Here is a 19204-nt window from a genome sequence, read left to right as displayed (position 1 = left end):
CAAATGACATTGAGGCATGCGATTTTAGGCTTGTTAAGTAAATGGGATGCAACGGGATACGATATTAAGAAGGAATTTGATGATTTCATGAGCATTTTCTGGCATTCGCATCTTTCGCAGATTTATCCAGAGTTAAATAAGCTTGAAACCGAAGAACTCGTCACAAGCCGGCTTATCCCACAAGAAGGGAAACCACATAAGAAAGTTTATTCGATCACCGATGGCGGCATCGAGGAAATAACGAACTGGGTGGGATCCCCGCCTGAGATCCCGAAAATCAAAGATTCTTTTCTTATGCAAGTATTTTTCATGGACAATATCTCTGTGGATCAGGTTATCTTTCAACTGAAATACTACCAGGGAGTGCGGCAAAAGCGTCTGGACGAGATGAAACTGACCGTACAGGAAGCCTGGAAATCCATTAAGGAGCGGCAAACTATGACACCTAGACTTCTCATGTCTTCTGCTGTGTTGCGTAGAGGATTGGAGCAAGAAGTGCAGTACATTAAATGGTGTGAAGAAACCATCCAGTTAGTTGAAGCATGCAAATCACTATGGGATCCGGACGCTTCACTGGATTCTGTGTTGCCGTTTGAAGAGGCTAAGGATTTAATGGAAGAATACTTTAACGCAGCTGTTGGTCTAGAGGAAGATTGAATATAGGCAAATGTTCTGAGGAGAAGTTCGAGTTTTGTGTAAAAAAATTTAATTCTCTCGTAACGGGTTTGGTTGAGAGGCAAAAATGCTGAATTCAATATTACTAACAGCTTGAACAGCATATGTTTAGATGACGAATCTATAATGAAAAAAATACGCTCGGAGCTTCAAGCATATTTTTGTTGTTATGAAGGGCGTATTGATTACTACACAAACGCGCCGGTTAATGTAGTTTCCTAGAAACGTTGATTTGCGTCCCAGCCTTACGCTTTCTGGAGGGCGTGGCTCAAGCCACGCCCCTCGGAAAGCGTGCCGTCTGGAGCGTAAAGCAACATTGTGTATTCTACATAGCGGCCCTATTGTTGAACGAGCGCAATTCCTTTTTCCAGAATTACGCCCGTTTGAAGAATATTTTTTACTCACGCAAAGTTTGCACCAAACCAGAAAAAGAAAATCACCACAACTACATTAAAGAAAGTGAATATGGCAGCTATACTAGGAATCAATTTCCGTTCGTACTTAGATGTAAATGTTAAAATACCCATTAAGACAGACACGACGTTTCCTACCAATATAAGAAGAATTATAAGCCCTGTCAGCTTTTCTTTTGTGGCTACTCCAATTGGGTCTAATAAAAACATAAGTATCGTAACTACTAAGCTAACAGTCAAAAAAACATAACTTTTCCAAGAATGATGTCTCGTTTTCAAAAAATCCCCCCCAGAAAGAATCAATACTTGTTATTTAAAAGTGGTTTTGAACTTAAAATGGTTGGCATCCGATTGTTATACAAAATGGCCTGTTAGCTAAATCTCCATATGCCTGTACTTTTCACGTTTTTACTCCACACGAACTTCTTCTCCCCGCAATGCATACCATCTATAAAACCTGGTCGCTTCTTCGACAGTCACATCAGGCAAACGTTCATGACGAACAGGTTGCGCGCGGTTGACAAGCCCGATTGTCGCCAGTCCTGTCCATTGTTGCAACTTCGTCCGTGTAACCGATACTTCAACGATTTTATCCCGTCGCGTCAAGTATGTAGTCTTTCCTAACGTTCCTTCACTCACTTGGATAAAGCGGGCCGTTATGGCGTAAGACGTGTTCCAGTAGTTTGCGATGCGTGCGAGCATGAGGACTGCAAGTAGACTGATTGAAATGATCCACCACAGGTTCGGTTTGCTGAACAGGTCATTCCGGAAATACGTAAGTGCCGCTGTTACAATGAGCCAAAACCAATAAGGCTTCACAATTCTCACGACGAAGGACTTGCGTGGCAGCCGTTTCATTTCAGAGCTGACTTCATAGTTTGGCAGCATTTCTTCAATCATTGAATAGGCGCGTTTTACCGGCAGAAAAGGGTAGAGTGTACTCACTTCGTCATCATCACTTCCAAGACTGCCAGCGCTGATCAGTTTCACTTCCGCCAGTCCGAGCAAGCGTTTCATGAATGACTGGGATATTTCAATACCTTGAACCCGTTTTTTCAGTATCGAAAATGCAGACTCATCCAACACCCCTTTGGCGATGTAAATGCGGGTTTCATCTGAAGCGATTTCATACTTACCATACGTGACGAATGTTCTTATATAGCCGATGACAAACGATATGATGATCAGGACCGTTGCAATGCCGGCAATGACCCAGCCGGAAGTCAATAGCGAAACGACCCATCCTTCAACAGCTTCCTCGACATCAAATAGTGCATTGATTTTGGAGAAGAGGGAAGCGGCAATGACAATGAGGAATAGGAAACTGAGGGAAGTGAATGACGCTTTCACAATGTCTCTGCGTGTAGGTGTGAAATGGATGACCCGTTTTACTTCTGACTTATCCGTTTCGGATTCGGCAGCCGTATCGGGAATCTCGACTGATTCTGTTCCCGCCTCTTTCACTAACATTTCCAAGCGTTCAGCTTCTTGTTGGGTCACAACCTTAAATTCGACTTTGGCGTCGACCCCGGTTGCTCCAGTTTGGAAAGACACGGATGTCATGCGGAACAGTTTGTGCGAAAACGATGTTCGTCTTTGGACATTCTGAACCTTTTCATAATAAATGGTGCGCTCCGTCTTTTGAAAAATACCGCCTTGTAGATGAAATGCCTGTCCGTCCGCGGCATAGCGGGTGGAAAACCACTTCATCAGCATAGAGATCAGCGTCAAAAGGGCGCCTGCTAATAAAGCCCATCGACCAATGCGGACAAGCGTAGAGTCAGAGCCATAATTAAAGACAAACAACATGACCGCGAAAATGGCTACATTTTTCACGAAGCCATATAAATCAAATAGGATGGTTAATGGATGATAACGTTTAAATTTCATTATTCATCCACCTCCTGAATCTTCGCAAGATGGGCAATCCGGTCTCTCACATCAATGGCCACCTGTTTTGGCAATCCTGCAATTCCGTGAGTAGAGCCCATCGTTTCGATAGCAATCGAATATAAGTTGAATCTTCTTAAAATGGGTCCTTGATGTGTTGACACTGCCTGGATCTTTGCCATCGGAACGAGCTCATGCACTTCGTGGAATGCGCCTGACTTTAATTGGAGAAATTCTTCACTCACTTCATAACGGGTGTTTTTAAACACAAAAAACGGCCGCAATCCAATCGACCAGATGGCGCCAGCTACAATTATGGCAGCAACAATTAGTAGAATCCAGTTGACCCAGTCCGGCCATGCGAAATAGATGCTGACTCCATATAGAATCCCTGTGATGACCACTTCGATGGCAACGCTGATTAAAGCGCCCCATCTCATCGCGGGAATGATTTCTTTCGATAATCTTTTTGATGGTTCCTCAATAGGTGCATACATGCAATGACCCTCCTCAAGTAAAACTCTCTACCCTTAATACGGTTGAAATGACAAAAAGATTCAATGAATGGGATGGAGGATGCTCAAACACCCTTGCTGTCATCTACAAAAGATAGGTGATTTTGTAATAAAATTAAAACGAATAGAAAGCAAAAAAGCGTCAATAACGGACGCTTTATCACATTTGACATTCAGTGTCATTCTTTCATTGCATCTAGGAATTCCTGGTAATCAAGGAAACCATCTGGCCATGCGATGAAAAGTGAAATAGTTAGGGAACCATCAGGTATGAATTCAGCCTTTATCATTTGAGCAGTTTCCTCTGAATAAATATAACGGCTATCATTTGAAGTAGATTTCATACCCTCATACTCTTTGAAAAGTTGTTCAAAATAGTTTTGATCCACATTTTCGAAGCTTATCATACTTAATTCGTCCTGATAGAAGTAGAATCTTGCGTTGTTATTATAATCCAATGCAAATTCTGCTCCGCTACCGTCTACCTGTTCATCTTTGGTATACTTTTCGCCAAAGCGTTCGATAACGTCCGATTGCGAATCGCCTAACGTTAAACCGTGAAGGTAAAATAATCCTTGTTCTTCCGATAATGTAGGTTGGACTATTGCATCTGACAATTCCCATTCAACTACTCTTTGAAAAACAGTCGCATGATCTATTTCTGTTATTGGGTAGGACAATGAGTTATAAGTCAGATTAATTTTCATATTCGGCTCGATGGCATCTATATTATCATCGATTGTATACCAAATGGCGTACCCTGCATCTATCATTTCTTCTACAGTCAATGCTGGAACGGGTGTGACTTCTAATCTTTCTGCGACAAGAATATCTTGCCCTTCCTTTGCTAATACGGTGCCTGCTAACTCTTTATACATAAACGCAGGGTCAAAGAAAGGAATCCCTTTTTTGTCCATGAAATCGGCAATGGATTGTTCATGTTTCTTTTGAAACAAATCAATCACTTCACTATGCGTCTTTATATCATCTGGCGGGTGTTGATCCAGCCAATTCACAGCTTCTGCATTTTGGAATGTCCACTTAAGGATTTTATTGAAATAGTCTTCATACGTGATACCGAATACCTCTTCTTGCATAGCTTCCTGTTGTTCATTATCCATAGTCGAAAAGAAAGTTTGTTTTTCTTCCTCCACTTTCTCTTTGATGGCTTCCGTGTTTTCCGAATATCCGAGAGATTTGGCATAATCAATGACAGCATCTACATGGAGTAAACCCTGGAGTACATCTTGCTCTAGTTTAGGGCTGTCATTTCCATCTTTTTGCATTAACTGAAGCTGATAGTCATAGATGAATTCATTCACTTCGTAATCATCTTTATCTGAAGTGGATAGCCCGTCTTGAAACACATTGAACGTAAAGAATAGAATTGCAGCTGTGACGATGGCAGTGGCAACTAGCGGAAAAGGATTCCGTCTTTTCGTTTTGCGGCGACCAGAAAGGATTCTTTGCTTCAATTCTTCTTTGTCTTTTGTCATATCCCCGGCAACGGTATTCAAGCTCTTTTTCACTTCATTCAATTGAAAGCACCTCCCAATAATCAGCTTGCAGATCGATCTTCAACAATTTCCGCGCCTTCACCATTCTGGCTTTCACTGTATTTTCCGATAACCCGAGGAGAGTGGCAATTTCCCTCATTTTGTATTCCTCGTAATAATAAAAGATGATGATTTCCCGGTATTTAATCGGGAGTTTCATTATCGCAATCGCAATATCTGTTTTTTCTTCATTTAAAATTAAAGGATCTTGCTCTCTCTGTATCGTTTCAATCCATTCCTTGCTGAACGAAAGATTGCGGAACGACCAGCTTCTTAGATGGTCTTTGCAACGATTGACTGTCAATCGTGTAAGGTAAGCACGCAATTTGCCTTGTTCCTCATACTTCGACGAATCGTAAAAGGCAAAGAACACTTCCTGCACAATATCCTTCGCCAATTCGCGATCTCTCAGATAGAAGTAAGCCATTTTCAATAAATGCGCACCATGCTCATCAATAATCTCTTCCATTTTCCCCGAATCCATTCTCTCACCACCCCTTCTACTAATGTTAACGGAGCTTAGACGTGAAAGGTTGTTGTTTTGCAAATTAAGTGCGGAGAAGTTTGGGGAAATGGCGTTTCTTACTAGTTAAAAGGTCCCGAAATGGTGATATAATTCCTTATTCAATCGATATACACAATTATCCGATCGATATAATGAGCTATTCAATCGATATATCCAAAATTCGGGAAGTCTAGCTTCGAAAAGTGATATATAAATAGACACTAGCAAAAAAAGTATGCTACGGACGATAACCCGTTGCATACTTTTATTTGTTCTCTGCAATCTTCTTTAGTTCACGCGCTCGATCAAAGATGAAGTTCCGCATATAACGCTCTAGGAATAGCCAATCCGCAAGCTTGCCAATAGGGCCGAATGGGGAAGTATACGTAAACGAATCCTCCATAACCGTTCCATTGCCACTTTCTCTAAATGTATGCACATGAGTAAACGATTGAAACGCCCCTGAAACCATCACATCTGTGAATGAATACGGAATATCCATCTTGACAATTTTAGCCGTAAGCCGTTGCTTGAGTCCTAAATGAACAGCTTCCCACGTAACGGTGTCACCTTCATGCATTAACCCTTCCGTCACACCGCCAATTGCGCGCTCTTTTGTCTTAGCTGTCGTCACTGTATGCACGCTCACATTGCGCGCAAGGTCAAAGCATACTTGTATCGGTGCTTCAATATAGACTTCATGTTGAATAATTGGCATTTCATTCACAACCTCTCATACAAATAGTGTACCAAAAAGTGACGAACAGCATAAAAAAGCACAACCCCATAACAAGCAGGTTGTGCTTCAGTCTTAGTTTCCGTTGTAATGGATTGGAGACCCAGGTCCGAGATCGATACCGAATAGCATCCAGACGATGAGTGCAAGGCTCCATACTAACAAGAAGAACATTGAATACGGAAACATAACAGAAATCAGTGTACCGATACCCATTTTCTTATCGTATTTCTGCGCAAACGCGATAATGATCGCAAAGTATGTCATCAGTGGGGAAATGATATTCGTCGATGAGTCGGCAACACGATAAGCCATCTGTGTCAGCTCCGGTGAATAGCCAAGTTCCATCATAATTGGAACGAATACCGGTGCCATCATTGCCCATTTTGCCGAAGCACTACCGATGAACAAGTTAATGAATGCTGCAATGACGATGAATAATAGAATGAGTGGAATTCCAGTCAAGTTGATGCTATTAAGGAATTTCGCACCGTACACCCCAAGCACTAGTCCCATGTTTGACTCCGAGAAGAATGCGACGAACTGGCTCGCTGTAAAGGACAGTACGATGAATGTACCCATTGCAGCCATTGTTGCGGAAAGCATTCTTGCGACATCTTTATCATTTCGGATTTCTTTCGTCACTTTACCGTACACGAGCCCAGGAACAAAGAACAGGAACGCGATGATCGGCACAAGTGATTTCATGAACGGTGATTTGATAATCGGCATGTCCGCTTCATCTCCCCGAAGTGGTGCGCCAGGAAGTAGCACGAGTAAAGCAACAAGAATACCTGCAACGAGTAATGAAAGGCCCGCCCAAAGCAATCCTTTTTTCTCGATAGACGTCAGTTTCTCAACTTTTTCACGGAATTCTCCGTTATATTCGCCTAGACGTGGTTCAACAATTTTCTCGGTTACCCAAGCACCGACAATTGTTAGAACAAAAACCGAAGCCGCGATGAAGTAATAGTTCATGGCAATGTTCATACCGTCTGCATAGGCAGGATCGAAGATTGCGGCAGACATAATTGTCAGCTCACCTAGTAAAGCATCTGTACCCGACAGCAACAAGTTGGCACTGAATCCACCGGAAACACCAGCGAATGCAGCGGCTAGACCGGCAAGTGGATGACGCCCGAGCGCAGCAAAGATAACGGCACCTAGTGGCGGCAATACAACATAGCCTGCGTCAGAAGCGACACTGGACATAACACCCGCGAAAACAAGTCCTAGGGTAATCAATCGTTTTGGAACGGACATAACAAACCCGCGAAGCAATGCACTAATTAAACCCGATCCTTCAGCTAATCCGATTCCGAGCATCGTAATGAGCACGACGCCGAGTGGTGCGAAGTTGATGAAGTTCGCTGTCATATTCGTAATCATATAGTGAATACCTTCTGAAGTGAGAAGGTTTGTAACTTCAATTGCTTCTCCTTCTTTACCGGGATGCGGAACACTAATTCCAAAAGATGAAACAACAGCAGATAATACAATGACAAGCAACGCAAGTAATGCAAATAGCGTTACAGGATGTGGCAGGCGATTTCCAGTCGTTTCGATCATATCTAAAAACTTTTGGAAAAACCCTTTACGTTTCGTTTGCATGGGAAACCCCTTTCTCTAGTTGAAATACAACTCATTATTCTGATAATTAAACACCTATTAGGCCAAACCATAGTATAATGAAAACCGTTAGAAAGTTAAATAGATTTTAGAGATGACTAACTAGGAGGAAATATCACATTAGTGTTACATATTTATGCAAGGTTATTCATAAAGCGTTTGTGATAAAAATACTAGTAAAGTTTGTTTAGGCGGACAATTGTAAAAACGGTATCTAGTAGTATTTTATTCAAATAAAATATTTTTCATTTAATTAAACTAATTCTGAAACTTATAACAGTTTTTTCCGTACTAGTATATAGATAGGTATATATAAGCTGGATCATCAAGTAGCGGAGGCGAGTCTATTGTGTTTGGTAAAAAGAAATCGCTAAAAGAAATTAGCACGATTGTAGCTATTGCGCTACTAGTATTTGGCGGACTTGTATATTATAAATTATTTTACACGCCCAAGAATTCATTGGAATTATATCAAGCAATGGCATTTACGGACGACATGGCTGACATAGAGAAGTTATTTTTGGATGGTTATGATGTCACTCTAACAAAAGAAGACTTGCAATTCTTCCGAGATAATAGCCCTAATCGTATTGGGCAGTTCACGCTTTTTGAATACAATATGAAGTCTTATATGATTATGACTGCTCCTAAGGGCAATAAATTAAAGGTTCTATCGGTTGAAGAATTACCAATAGAGATTAGCAAGTTTTTTTCGGAAATACCGAAATGAGGCTTTGCCGACTAGTATGAAAAAAATCATATGGTAGATTTCCCGTGCGGAATTTATTAAACAGTAAATTTTCGTGTAAAAAAGGGGATCTTTACTAAGGAGATGACTCGAAATGAAAACTGATTTCTATGGCATCCTAGCCACTGGGTTCCTAACATTATTGATAATTCATGATTTTTTCCCAGGATTAAATTTATCCGTGTATATCCCCAAACCAATACTTATTGGACTTATGTTACTAACAGTTCTTATAAGCATCTTTAGGAATGGCTTTCAAAAAGACCAATTCACACAGGATAATCTTAAGTGGCAAATAATAACTGTCGGATATTTGTTTGCATTGATTATTATTCTCACTTTAGCGGGTGGAGTTTCCCAAGTAGGTCTATCCTTAACGAACCCCTTCTTATGGATTGTATTGGTTATTAGTATTTTCGACATTGTTAATGGATACAAGAAAGTGAGAGAGAGTCAACTCAGGTCGGAGGCTTAATAGAACGTATATTTTATCTTCAGTTGTCGTTAACGTTGCTCATTTAAAGGCCCTATCAAGACGGCCATTTGAAAGGGGTGTGATATATCATGTGGATACTATTGATTCCTGTTCTTTCACTTATATCAGTAGGTTTGCTCGTTGATTGGAGAAATAAGATGGCAAGGATAAGCGGGAAAACTTTCGTGCGGATGTGAAATCAGAAGGAAATGTGCAGCCGACAATGGAAGATGATCGAAGACAAAACGGTGGTTATTTATAAAAGTGAATTTATTGGCATGATTAACAATTCGCATAGCGATATCTATTTTAGTAGTATTTATCCCGTGGTTTGGTTCATTTTTAAAGATAGAATCTCATCCTACCTTATTTATAATGCCATTAGTAAATGTTACTTTGCGTTCCAAATGACACGCTAGCATTTTCACTAACCCATGCCACTATCAGGAATACCGTTTTGTAAGTGTACGTTACAAAATAAGCTGAATGTGAGGGGGATTTTATGAAAAGGTTTTTATATTTTTTTGGATGGACTATTGTTTTGGGGATTATGATTTATTTAGGTGCTAAATATCAGTTCTTTTTGAAACAAGAATACATGAAAAATTTTAGAGTGGGATCATTCGTTTGGTTTTCTGCAATATTCCCTATTGTTATTGGAATGTTACTCAGGTCACCAAAACTTATAAACGAAATTAAAGATAAGAGACCATGGACCTTTGATTGGGCTAAATTCATAGGAATCGGTTTGCCATCTATGTTTATCTCATTAGCGTTTGTATTAATCTTTTATGTACCTGGAAATATACTGCAATTGTTTCCTCAACAGATTTATCTTGGCAATCCAACAATCCAAACAATAGCTGGAGTAGTATTTGGTTTTGTCTTATTAGATAGTTTGAAAAAAGAATAGGCTCTACAGAGAAAAATGTACAAAGGAGTTTGGAATGAATTATAAAATAGTATTTTTCGATGTTGATGGAACACTCATAAATTATGAAGATGGATGTATTTCTCCAAGTACAAAGAGCGCTATACAAGTATTAAAGAGCAAAGGTATCAGATTAGTGGCAGCTACAGGTAGACCGTTATCAATGTGTCATGCTTTAAAAGATTTAGGTATAGACACATTTATTACAGCTAATGGGGCTTATACTAAACACCGAGATCAAGTGATACATAAAATACCAATTCCCAAACTTATTGTCCGTACTGTAAAAGACTTTGCAGATGAAAATAAACAAAGTCTTTCATTCTTTACGGAAAAATTAACAATGAATAAAATACAAAATCCAACCACGTTTCAAGCGATGAGAGAAACACTTTCATTACTAGAATATCCAAAAATTAATGAGAAAATTATTAATGAAGAGATATACTTAATGTGTTTATATGCAGAAGAAGAAACCATTCGGAAATATGAAATGCAATTTCCGGATTTGAAGTTTCATCGATGGCATTCTCATATCGTCAATGTACTACATGAAGAAGTGTCGAAATCTATTGCTATTAAAGAAGTATTAAAATATTTTAATATAACTTCTGATGAAGCCTTGGCATTTGGTGATGGGGACAACGATATTGATATGTTAGAGACCGTGGGCTATGGTATTTCCATGGGTAATGGTAGTGATAAATTAAAAGAGAGTGCAGACTTTGTAACAAAAAAATCAAATGAAGATGGTATAGAGTTTGCATTACAATATCTACAATTAATTTAATTTCAGGGGATGGACTTCTAATGTTATATGAATTGTTTAGATACAATTGGCAAGTTAGGGATGAATGGATTAAATGGTGTGAAAGTCTCTCCAAAGAAGAACTTAGTAAGATGCGGACTGGCGGTATGAAAAGTATACTTCATAATTTGTTTCATGTTATCGATTGTGAGCAACTATGGATTAATCAGCTACAAGAAACACCAGTTATTCATAAAGATATTGAAGAGATAACAAGTTTGATAGAAATTAAAGAGTTCTCTAATTCAACGAGAAGACTAAGCGAGAATTTTATTAAAAAGCATGAAAATAGCAAAGAGAAAAAGATATTCATCTTGTCTCTGAAAAGTGGTGAGAAAAAGCATTTGACTTACGACAAGGTTCTTTATCACATTATTACTCATGAAATACACCATATCGGTCAATTATCTGTCTGGGCTCGGGAAATTGGAAAGAAACCAGTTTCAACAGATTTGATATTTAAAGATATTGAAATATAACGATTGAATAGTTCAGGGCGTTTACGGATAATGTTTGTTCTTCAATTGGGTCATATAGTTTAATAATAAACTTTACAACATTTCAAACGGAACAATAATGAATAAATGAAGTCGTGCAATAGAGGGTACGATTTAACGGGAAAGCAGGGGGAAAATGATTATTAACAAAAAGATAAATCAGGATTTTAAGACTGTTGTATCACATGTCAAAAAAACTTCTGAAATAGTTGATTGTTCTGGTGCAGCGGTTTTTATTATAAAAGATGACGAAATCGTAACAGAGGAATACTGGGGGAAACAGTCTAAAGGTTCTAGTGCAAGACATATTCAAGAAGACACCCAATTTCATGTTGCTTCAGTGAGAAAGAACTATATTGGTTTTGCTGTTGCATATGCAGTTTATGAAGGATTTATAAAGTCACTCGATGATTTGGTCACTAAATACCACTCGGATAATGAATCTGCACTTTTCGAAGGGGTTACCATTAGGCATCTCTTAACACATACGCATGGATTAAAAAATGATGGGGAGAAAATCCGAAGAGAATTTTTGCCCGGAGAAAGTTGGGCTTATCGAGGCATCGGCATTGATACGCTAACGAAAGTCATTGAAAATGCTACGGGAAGTAGCATTGCAGAAATTCTAGCTGAACAGGCATTTAACAAAATGAGCTTTACCGAAACGGGCTGGTATTCAGAGGTGAAAGAAAATCTGGTAGATGTTATAAGAGATCCGGATAATTCAAACTGGTACGATGGTAAAAGCGTTTCTGGGAATGAACGGAATATGTATGTGTCTGTAAGAGAATTGGCGAAATGGGGATACCTTCATCTTAAACAAGGATATGTAAATGGTAAACAGATTGTTTCAAGTGAAATAATAAACATAGCTACATCATTGCAAAGTCCAGATTTAAAAGATAAAGAGCTACCACAAAATGGCTGCTTATGGTTTGTTAAAGATTTACCTGCAAGCAAATCGGAAATTGGAAACCTTGTGCCTGAAGGTTCGTATCAAATTTTGGGTTACACGGGAGTTACTCTATTAGTGATTCCTCAATTTGACCTTGTTGCAGTTCGTGCGTTTAACAGTTTCGGTTCTCCAAATGGATTCGATTATTTAGCAGATGTTCGTTCATTTGGTGATACCATAATGACATGCTTGTTAAATTAGCGGGTGCTATAAAGGAGTAATGGCTGTACTTCGATATGTACCATTAATACATATAAATTCTAAACGTTTCATCCATCAGTCATATAATCGACTTTCGAATTAATATAGATGATATGTGTGTGTAGGGAGGAAAACATGAGTATTTTAAATGGTAAAATAGCAATTGTAACTGGGGCAAGTCGTTCTCAAGGTATTGGATCTGCAATTTGTTTAATGCTTGCAGAAGCTGGTGCCGATATCTTTTTTACCCATTGGAGCGATTATGACAAAAATGAAGGTATTGGTGCGGAAGAAGATTATCCAAATGTTTTAAGTAACAAGATAAGAGAGTTGGGAGTACGGTGCCATCATATGGAGGCTGATTTGTCAGAGTCAGAAGCACCAACAAAGATTTTAAATTGTACTGAAGAAACTCTTGGTACGGCAAGTATCTTAATAAACAATGCAACCTATCATAAATCAGTTGACTTCCGCAATATGAACGCAGAAGTTCTTGATAGGCATTATCAGATAAACAACAGCGGAACAATTTTACTAAGCACAGAATTTGCTAAAAGGTTTGAGGTGGTTTTTCCCGGTAAAAGAGGTGGAAGAATCATTAATTTTGTCTCAAAAGGGCCAGACCCCAATAATCTAGCCTATATTGCTTCGAAAGGTATGCTAATTGCAATTACTGAACCACTATCAGTAGGACTTGCCCCCATAGGGATTACCGTGAATTCAATTGATCCAGGACCAACAGATTCGGGGTGGATGGATAAAACTATAAAAGATTCATTATCACATTTATTCCCTACAGGTCGTGTTGGACAACCAGAAGATGCTGCAAGATTAATTAGATTCCTGGCTAGTGATGAATCTCATTGGATTACAGGTCAAGTTATCAAATCTGAAGGTGGGTATGTAGGTAGATAAATAAAATATCGCAAATAGGGGCGATTGTGTTATAAGTGAATTCGTCTATATCACAAACTGGCCATTTGAGTTCCAAAACTTTAGTAACTTACTCAATTAAGACATTGCGGGAGGAAGTTAAGGGGGATTAAATGAAGAACAAAACTACCTTAAAAACTATAAACTGGAGTATTTTCATATTAGTTGTATTGACGGCGGTTATTACTGCAATTATCACACTGTTTGACCTATATAATACACCTGCCTTTGGTAATGCTGCACAGTCTCGTGCAGAATTCCGTTGGGGAGCACTCCACATTATTATCTTGTTCATCATATTGGTCATTTCTGTTCCTTTAGCAATAAGTTGGAAGCGTTTATTCCCGTTTAACATTCCTATTGCTATTATACTGGTTGGTTTTTGTTATGAATTATTTTTTCTTACATTCACAACTGGATGGGTAGGTTTTCAAGGCACATTTGGTTTCCTTATCGCTTTCTTAATGGGAATGATTTTAATAATTTCTTATTTAATTTCTTTTCTTATTCAACGTTTCAGAAATACAAATTAAAAAATCGATTTAATGATTTAATTACACCTCATCTAATGTTGACAAAACATGTGTTAACTAACTTCTTCAAACGGGCCATTTAATTGAGTAAAGGGGATGATCGTAGTATGTATGATCAAGAAGAAAGAAATCAGTACTTAAATAAGATGATTGAGAAGATAAGGACGTCGGAATACGTAGAAGGTATTGTCCAAATAGGGTCTGGAGTTATTGGCTTTACCGATGAAATCTCTGACGTTGATTTAATGGTAGCATCTACTGAAATTAATAATTCCCAGATAGCGAAGGACGTTATTAAAGGTTTTTTTAAAGAGCTGAACCCCATATATATAAAAGAAAAGCAATTTAGTAAGGAAATCTTTCTCCTTATCGTAATACTAGAAAATAAGTTGGAGTTTAACGTTTCCATAGTCCCACGCGAATTATTATCTGTAAAATCACCCTTGTGGAAAGTGGTGGACGACAAAACGGGATTGGTAACAGAAAAAATGATTGATGAAAATGAAAAATTTGAAAATGAACCTGTCAAATATGAAGCGGGATTCGATGTGCCTTTCGAGTTTGTTTACTGTGCTATAGGTGTAGGAAAGGCTTTGAAAAGAAATAATTTAATTTATGCGCTTGGTATGCTAGAGACAATGCGAACTTACACACTATATATACAGGCTATGAACGAGAATAAAAAATTACACCAGTTTAAGGCTTACGATACCCTGAGCCCTTCCTTCATTCAAGACTTTCTAAAAACATACCCTGAAAAAATTAATGTGGAGAGTTTGGGGTGTGTTTCTAAGGATTTAATTAGGTTGTTTGAAGCTGTTCTAAAAAAGAATTCTTTATACACTATGCACGATGATTTACAACGTCTTTTAGAGAAGTCCTTTGTTTAACTATCGAGCATTTTTCTGTGAAAAGGATTTGCATCAATTCATCAAACGGGCGCAATTCTGGAAAAAAGAATTGCGCTCGTTCAACAATAGGGCCAGATTGTGGTAGAAGTAATTGTAGAAAATGATAAACGAGGTGAATTCCAATGGTATAGTATATTAATATATACTGGTGTGTCAGTTTATTGAAAAAATTAAAACTTAATGAGGTGCTAATATGAAAGCTTTATTGGTCATAGATTTTCAAAATGGGTTTCTACAAATGGGTGATTACAATATAGAGAAAGAGAAAGTTGAAAACCTTGCAAAAGACTTTAGGCGTAATAAACAACCGGTTATTTTTATACGTCACAAGGATGAAAATAGTGAAAGTCCAATAGCTGATGGTTCTGAAGGAGGAAATATTGATTCGGATTTAGTTAAGTATGCAGATAATATTATCGAAAAGAGTACACCGAGTGCTTTTTTTAAGACTAATCTGCAGGAGATACTACAATCTCTTGGTGTTAATCATGTTTTCGTAACTGGATTCAATACAGAGTATTGTCCTCAATTTACGGCAATTGCTGCGTATGACAGAGGATTTCAGGTTACGTTTATTGAAGATGCAACGGCTACAGTTAATGACGAAAGTACCTATGAATTTCCAGGATTAGATATCCGTGATTTTGTAGGATCAGTGCTTTACTGGTCGAATGTCATTGATGTTCTCAATTATGAAGAATACGTAGAAGAATATGTCGAGGTTGAATTAAAATCCTAATCTCACTTGGAATTAATAATTGATTTGTCTACCGCAATCGTGCAATTTTATTTCACAGCACGCTCTTAGTTGATTGGAGTGGAAGACGGCGACTCTGGGAGGATCAGCGGGACAGGTGAAACAACCAACGGTAGCGAAGCGAACGGGTTGGTTCACCGCCCGCCCTCCGGAACGCGTCCGTCTGGAACGGAAATCAACGGTGTGACACTGTTCAAGAATAGGGCGCGTTTGTTAAGTACTACACTCTAATTCGATTGGAGTGCAAGCCTTCGACTCCGGGAGGATTAGCGAAAGTCGTAACTAAGAACGGCTTTTGCGAGACAAAGCGTTAGCTTTTCGAGCATATCTTTGCAATTGCCTTGAGACCCTGGAATGATGCCTTAATTTCTGAAGTGCACAGAAATACGGCAAAGCGAACTCTTCGTTGTTCGCTTGGCTCAAGCCACGCCCTCCGGAAAGCGTAAGGCTGGAATGCAAATCAACGTTTCTAAGCTATTCCATTAACGGACGCGATTCTTGAAATTTCGCTTGGACACTATTTCTATAGTCAAGCAAGGATAGGGAGGTTAAAAGATGACTGTTGAATGGAAAAGAGAAGATATCCTCTTCGATAGCCTATACGAAGCAGATGTCTGGGCTGACTCAATAGGAAATGAAATGTACGCGCGGTTGTATGATGGGTACGACACACCGGATTATAAAATAGCTTACTCCTTAGCTTTTAGGCTTGCTGGGATGGGGGAATTCATTGTTCGTACTGAAAGTTCGATGGATAGATTTAAAGTGTGGGTGGACACTTTTTAATACGGATTGCTTCGCATTTAAATACAACCATTATTTTGCGCGTTGGCCGGGCAAAGTAATGGTTTTTCTATTTGTGTAAGTGTCAGAGAAATAGCTGACTGATTGCTGCAGTCTGCTATCATATACACAATAATGACTCCGTAAAATTTGATAAAATGAACTGAGGGGGTGGGAGCTGTGACGGATCATGAAGAAAAAAACTGGGGCCGGTTGATAAAATATCATCGTCAGCAGCAAGGATTGAAGCAAGATGACGTGGCGGTGGGGATTTGTACGCCGTCTTACTTGAGTCGTATTGAAAATGGACTGGTCATTGCTGAACAAACAGTATATGAAATGTTGTTGGCTCGCCTAGGGATTGACTTAGCTCATGAGAAAGCGGATCTGGAAGGTAAACGCTCGTTTCTTGAAACGCTGTACGAAAAACTACTATCGAATGAAGATCTTACACAAAAAGAAATAGAGAAGCTGTCATCTTTCCAAAAGGATAATTTTCACCAAGAAGTCGATGTGCTTGCAGGCCTTGTATTTAGCCGCTATTTGTTATCAAACAATGTACTAGAGGAAGCAAGAGAACTGCTGATGAAAATAGAACCGTTCATCACATGGCGTCAAAACCGGATGACTCAATTGTATATTGCCATAACGACAAATGCTCATCTGTCCTTTGAGGAATTCGAAGAAGTTGCTGCACGGGAAGACCAACAACAAGTAAGTAACTATATGAACATGGCCAGTCGTTTTGAACAGGCGAACTATTATTATCATTTGGCTTTTGCCCATCACCGCTTATATTCATTTCAACAAGCACTCGTTTATGTCAATAAAGCAGAAGAGGCATTCTCCCACCAATATAAGCCGTTATTCCAGTTGAAGCTCTATTCCATGAAAGGCGGCATTCTGAATTCGCTCCATCGATTTAAAGAGGCATTGCTAGAATTTGATGCAGGTGTGGATTTATTGAGAAACGTTGCAACTATACAAACGCCAAGGCAATGGAGTTCGCTTTATAACAATCTTGCGTACTGTTATGAGTGTCAGGGTTTGTTCAAAAAAGCCGTATTCTATTACGAGCAGGCAAATAGTTATTTGGAAGATTTACATACGGTCATCAATTGGATGCGGGCAACTTATCAGCATGGGGATGAAAAGCTGTTGGATGATTTATTCATCAAGTATCCAAAAGAACGATTTGAGGTGGAACATCATCAGTGTCAGTGGCTTTTGTTGAAATATGCAAGCGAACGGAACATCACACTTGCCGGTTTGAAAGAGATTGAAGAGCTTGCTTTAACTCATTTTTCTCAACAGGAATATTACTCATTGACACTATTTTATGCACCATTATGGGCGAGGTTTTATGAAGAGCTCCATGCGTATAAGCAAGCAAGTATTTGCTTTAAATATGCATTTATCGCAAGCGAAAAAGTCCGTCAGCGGATGGGCAGCTAGGAGGAGATGACGTGAGTTTTTTTAAGCAGTATGGGCTGCTGTTGGGTGGACTGGGCTTTTCCAATTTAGGCAACTGGATTTATCTGATTGCATTGAATCTGGCTGTCTGGCATTTGACGCACTCTCCCGCGGCAGTGGCTGGAATTTATATTGCAGGTCCGCTGGCACGGATACTCAGTAATTTCTTTGTCGGATCCATCATTGATCGGAATGACCGAAAACGGCTGATGGTGTATAGCGATATTGTCCGTGGAATCATTGTTTGCATGATGCCTTTTTCCACATCGGTGTGGGTCATTTATAGTCTCATTTTCCTTGCAAACATTGCCGGTAGCTTCTTTGGACCGAGTAGTACGTATGTCATTACGAAGCTCGTAAACGATGAAGACAAACTGAGATTCAACGCTGTGAACAGTACGCTAAGTTACGGTTCCTTCATGATCGGACCAGCACTTGCCGGTGGAATTATTGCTATCAGTAATACTAGTGTTGCAATGTGGGTAAATGCGTTTACATTTTTCGTTTGTGCATGGGCGATCGCTTCATTACCGCGCATTGAGAATGAAGTAAGCGGAGAAAGTGATCGCTTCACAATCGGAGTCATCCGTAGTGATTTTTCGCAAGTATGGAACTATATTCGAAAAAAGCCTCATCTGCTCACTTTTTTTGCTCTTTATATCCCTGCACTGATGCTGGCCTTTGCTCTCGATTCTCAGGAAATGACGTTTTTAAAAGATGTCTTGCAAACCACAGACGCGACCTATGGAGTCGTAGTAAGTATTGCTGGAATCGGCGCAATTGCGGGCGGGTTATGCGCGACAGCACTCGTGAAAAAACTCTCATTACAAACGTATATCGGTGTAGGATTTTCAATGACAATGCTCAGTTATCTGTTGTTTTATTCATCTGGCGTCCTATGGCTGGCAATCGTTATTTTCATAACATTGGGCTTCTTTATGGCATTCAGTAACACGGGTTACGCGACGATGTATCAAAAAACGATTCCAACTGCATTGATGGGACGCTTTGGCAGTTCGGTGGACCTTCTGCAGAGCATTTTACAAATTCTATTGACGTTTGTGCTAGGCCTACTTGCTGAGTGGTACTCGCTTCAGACAGTTGCCGTTATCTTTTCATCCATCGCATTCCTATTAGCTGCGTGTTTATATCTCTTTATTTCACGTAGAACGAAGGAGCTTTCTTTAGGTAGTGTGAATTAATATAAATCAAAACAGCGATTCTTTCCTTGATTAAAGGAGGTAGATCGCTGTTTTTTTATTTTACGTGCGTTCCGTTGA

At 39.2% G+C, this 19204-nt stretch carries 20 protein-coding genes; 13 read left to right on the top strand and 7 right to left on the bottom strand.

Annotated features, from left to right (window positions below):
• The first annotated feature begins 3 nt into the window (after positions 1–3).
• Positions 4–657: a PadR family transcriptional regulator gene (locus tag H9649_RS13860; protein WP_191695503.1), complete on the top strand. Its 654-nt coding sequence runs from the start codon at positions 4–6 to the stop codon at positions 655–657.
• Positions 658–1076: 419 nt separating this feature from the next.
• On the opposite strand, the gene H9649_RS13855 is transcribed toward H9649_RS13860, so the two are convergent.
• The 7 genes from H9649_RS13855 to H9649_RS13825 form a co-directional block, all read right to left on the bottom strand.
• A complete protein-coding gene (locus H9649_RS13855) occupies positions 1077–1367 on the bottom strand; it encodes a hypothetical protein (RefSeq protein WP_191695502.1) in 291 nt (96 codons plus the stop codon).
• A gap of 129 nt (positions 1368–1496) precedes the next feature.
• Positions 1497–2978 carry a PH domain-containing protein gene (locus H9649_RS13850; protein WP_191695501.1) on the bottom strand — a complete coding sequence of 494 codons (1482 nt, stop codon included), beginning with the start codon at positions 2976–2978 and terminating at the stop codon, positions 1497–1499.
• Positions 2978–3475 carry a PH domain-containing protein gene (locus H9649_RS13845; protein ID WP_191695500.1) on the bottom strand — a complete coding sequence of 166 codons (498 nt, stop codon included), beginning with the start codon at positions 3473–3475 and terminating at the stop codon, positions 2978–2980. The genes H9649_RS13850 and H9649_RS13845 overlap by 1 nt, the downstream gene beginning before the upstream one ends.
• 197 nt (positions 3476–3672) lie before the next feature.
• Positions 3673–5031 (bottom strand): hypothetical protein, encoded by a 1359-nt coding sequence (locus H9649_RS13840; protein WP_191695499.1) that lies wholly within the window; start codon positions 5029–5031, stop codon positions 3673–3675.
• Positions 5024–5533 carry a sigma-70 family RNA polymerase sigma factor gene (locus H9649_RS13835; RefSeq protein WP_191695498.1) on the bottom strand — a complete coding sequence of 170 codons (510 nt, stop codon included), beginning with the start codon at positions 5531–5533 and terminating at the stop codon, positions 5024–5026. The genes H9649_RS13840 and H9649_RS13835 overlap by 8 nt, the downstream gene beginning before the upstream one ends.
• Before the next feature lie 286 nt (positions 5534–5819).
• Entirely contained in the window at positions 5820–6272 is a 453-nt protein-coding gene (locus H9649_RS13830) for an SRPBCC family protein (RefSeq protein WP_191695497.1), read from the bottom strand.
• Between the two features lie 93 nt (positions 6273–6365).
• A complete protein-coding gene (locus H9649_RS13825; RefSeq protein WP_191695496.1) occupies positions 6366–7901 on the bottom strand; it encodes an AbgT family transporter in 1536 nt (511 codons plus the stop codon).
• 367 nt (positions 7902–8268) lie between these two features.
• Between H9649_RS13825 and H9649_RS13820 the strand changes: the two genes are divergently transcribed.
• The 12 genes from H9649_RS13820 to H9649_RS13765 all read left to right on the top strand — a co-directional run bounded on the left by H9649_RS13820 (position 8269) and on the right by H9649_RS13765 (position 19126).
• Positions 8269–8649, top strand: a complete 381-nt coding sequence (locus H9649_RS13820) for a hypothetical protein (RefSeq protein ID WP_191695495.1) — start codon at positions 8269–8271, stop codon at positions 8647–8649.
• Positions 8650–9644: 995 nt separating this feature from the next.
• Complete coding sequence (locus H9649_RS13815; RefSeq protein WP_191695494.1) at positions 9645–10055, top strand: hypothetical protein; 411 nt, start codon at positions 9645–9647, stop codon at positions 10053–10055.
• Between the two features lie 34 nt (positions 10056–10089).
• Positions 10090–10863, top strand: coding sequence for a Cof-type HAD-IIB family hydrolase (locus tag H9649_RS13810; protein ID WP_191695493.1), 774 nt, complete (start codon positions 10090–10092; stop codon positions 10861–10863).
• 20 nt (positions 10864–10883) lie between these two features.
• Positions 10884–11360 (top strand): DinB family protein, encoded by a 477-nt coding sequence (locus H9649_RS13805; protein WP_191695492.1) that lies wholly within the window; start codon positions 10884–10886, stop codon positions 11358–11360.
• Positions 11361–11514: 154 nt separating this feature from the next.
• Complete coding sequence (locus H9649_RS13800) at positions 11515–12534, top strand: serine hydrolase domain-containing protein (RefSeq protein WP_191695491.1); 1020 nt, start codon at positions 11515–11517, stop codon at positions 12532–12534.
• A gap of 135 nt (positions 12535–12669) precedes the next feature.
• Positions 12670–13449, top strand: coding sequence for an SDR family oxidoreductase (locus H9649_RS13795; RefSeq protein ID WP_191695490.1), 780 nt, complete (start codon positions 12670–12672; stop codon positions 13447–13449).
• A 131-nt stretch (positions 13450–13580) separates the two neighbouring features.
• A complete protein-coding gene (locus H9649_RS13790) occupies positions 13581–14000 on the top strand; it encodes an RND transporter (protein ID WP_191695489.1) in 420 nt (139 codons plus the stop codon).
• 107 nt (positions 14001–14107) lie between these two features.
• Entirely contained in the window at positions 14108–14890 is a 783-nt protein-coding gene (locus tag H9649_RS13785; protein WP_191695488.1) for an aminoglycoside 6-adenylyltransferase, read from the top strand.
• Between the two features lie 214 nt (positions 14891–15104).
• Positions 15105–15650 carry an isochorismatase family protein gene (locus H9649_RS13780; protein WP_191695487.1) on the top strand — a complete coding sequence of 182 codons (546 nt, stop codon included), beginning with the start codon at positions 15105–15107 and terminating at the stop codon, positions 15648–15650.
• A gap of 573 nt (positions 15651–16223) precedes the next feature.
• Positions 16224–16454 (top strand): hypothetical protein, encoded by a 231-nt coding sequence (locus H9649_RS13775; protein ID WP_191695486.1) that lies wholly within the window; start codon positions 16224–16226, stop codon positions 16452–16454.
• A gap of 177 nt (positions 16455–16631) precedes the next feature.
• Complete coding sequence (locus H9649_RS13770; protein ID WP_191695485.1) at positions 16632–17906, top strand: helix-turn-helix domain-containing protein; 1275 nt, start codon at positions 16632–16634, stop codon at positions 17904–17906.
• Between the two features lie 11 nt (positions 17907–17917).
• Positions 17918–19126 carry an MFS transporter gene (locus H9649_RS13765; RefSeq protein WP_191695484.1) on the top strand — a complete coding sequence of 403 codons (1209 nt, stop codon included), beginning with the start codon at positions 17918–17920 and terminating at the stop codon, positions 19124–19126.
• Positions 19127–19204: the final 78 nt, after the last annotated feature.

It is taken from the genome of Sporosarcina quadrami, from assembly GCF_014836615.1.
GTDB lineage: Bacteria > Bacillota > Bacilli > Bacillales_A > Planococcaceae > Sporosarcina > Sporosarcina quadrami.
This window is presented reverse-complemented; position numbering and strand designations above follow the sequence as displayed.

Coding starts and splice junctions, on each gene's coding strand:
- H9649_RS13860 (WP_191695503.1), top strand. CDS start 4: ATGACATTGAGGCATGCGATTTTAGGCTTGTTAAGTAAATGGGATGCA.
- H9649_RS13850 (WP_191695501.1), bottom strand. CDS start 2,978: ATGAAATTTAAACGTTATCATCCATTAACCATCCTATTTGATTTATAT.
- H9649_RS13845 (WP_191695500.1), bottom strand. CDS start 3,475: ATGTATGCACCTATTGAGGAACCATCAAAAAGATTATCGAAAGAAATC.
- H9649_RS13835 (WP_191695498.1), bottom strand. CDS start 5,533: ATGGATTCGGGGAAAATGGAAGAGATTATTGATGAGCATGGTGCGCAT.
- H9649_RS13830 (WP_191695497.1), bottom strand. CDS start 6,272: ATGCCAATTATTCAACATGAAGTCTATATTGAAGCACCGATACAAGTA.
- H9649_RS13825 (WP_191695496.1), bottom strand. CDS start 7,901: ATGCAAACGAAACGTAAAGGGTTTTTCCAAAAGTTTTTAGATATGATC.
- H9649_RS13815 (WP_191695494.1), top strand. CDS start 9,645: ATGAAAAGGTTTTTATATTTTTTTGGATGGACTATTGTTTTGGGGATT.
- H9649_RS13810 (WP_191695493.1), top strand. CDS start 10,090: ATGAATTATAAAATAGTATTTTTCGATGTTGATGGAACACTCATAAAT.
- H9649_RS13805 (WP_191695492.1), top strand. CDS start 10,884: ATGTTATATGAATTGTTTAGATACAATTGGCAAGTTAGGGATGAATGG.
- H9649_RS13800 (WP_191695491.1), top strand. CDS start 11,515: ATGATTATTAACAAAAAGATAAATCAGGATTTTAAGACTGTTGTATCA.
- H9649_RS13795 (WP_191695490.1), top strand. CDS start 12,670: ATGAGTATTTTAAATGGTAAAATAGCAATTGTAACTGGGGCAAGTCGT.
- H9649_RS13790 (WP_191695489.1), top strand. CDS start 13,581: ATGAAGAACAAAACTACCTTAAAAACTATAAACTGGAGTATTTTCATA.
- H9649_RS13785 (WP_191695488.1), top strand. CDS start 14,108: ATGTATGATCAAGAAGAAAGAAATCAGTACTTAAATAAGATGATTGAG.
- H9649_RS13780 (WP_191695487.1), top strand. CDS start 15,105: ATGAAAGCTTTATTGGTCATAGATTTTCAAAATGGGTTTCTACAAATG.
- H9649_RS13775 (WP_191695486.1), top strand. CDS start 16,224: ATGACTGTTGAATGGAAAAGAGAAGATATCCTCTTCGATAGCCTATAC.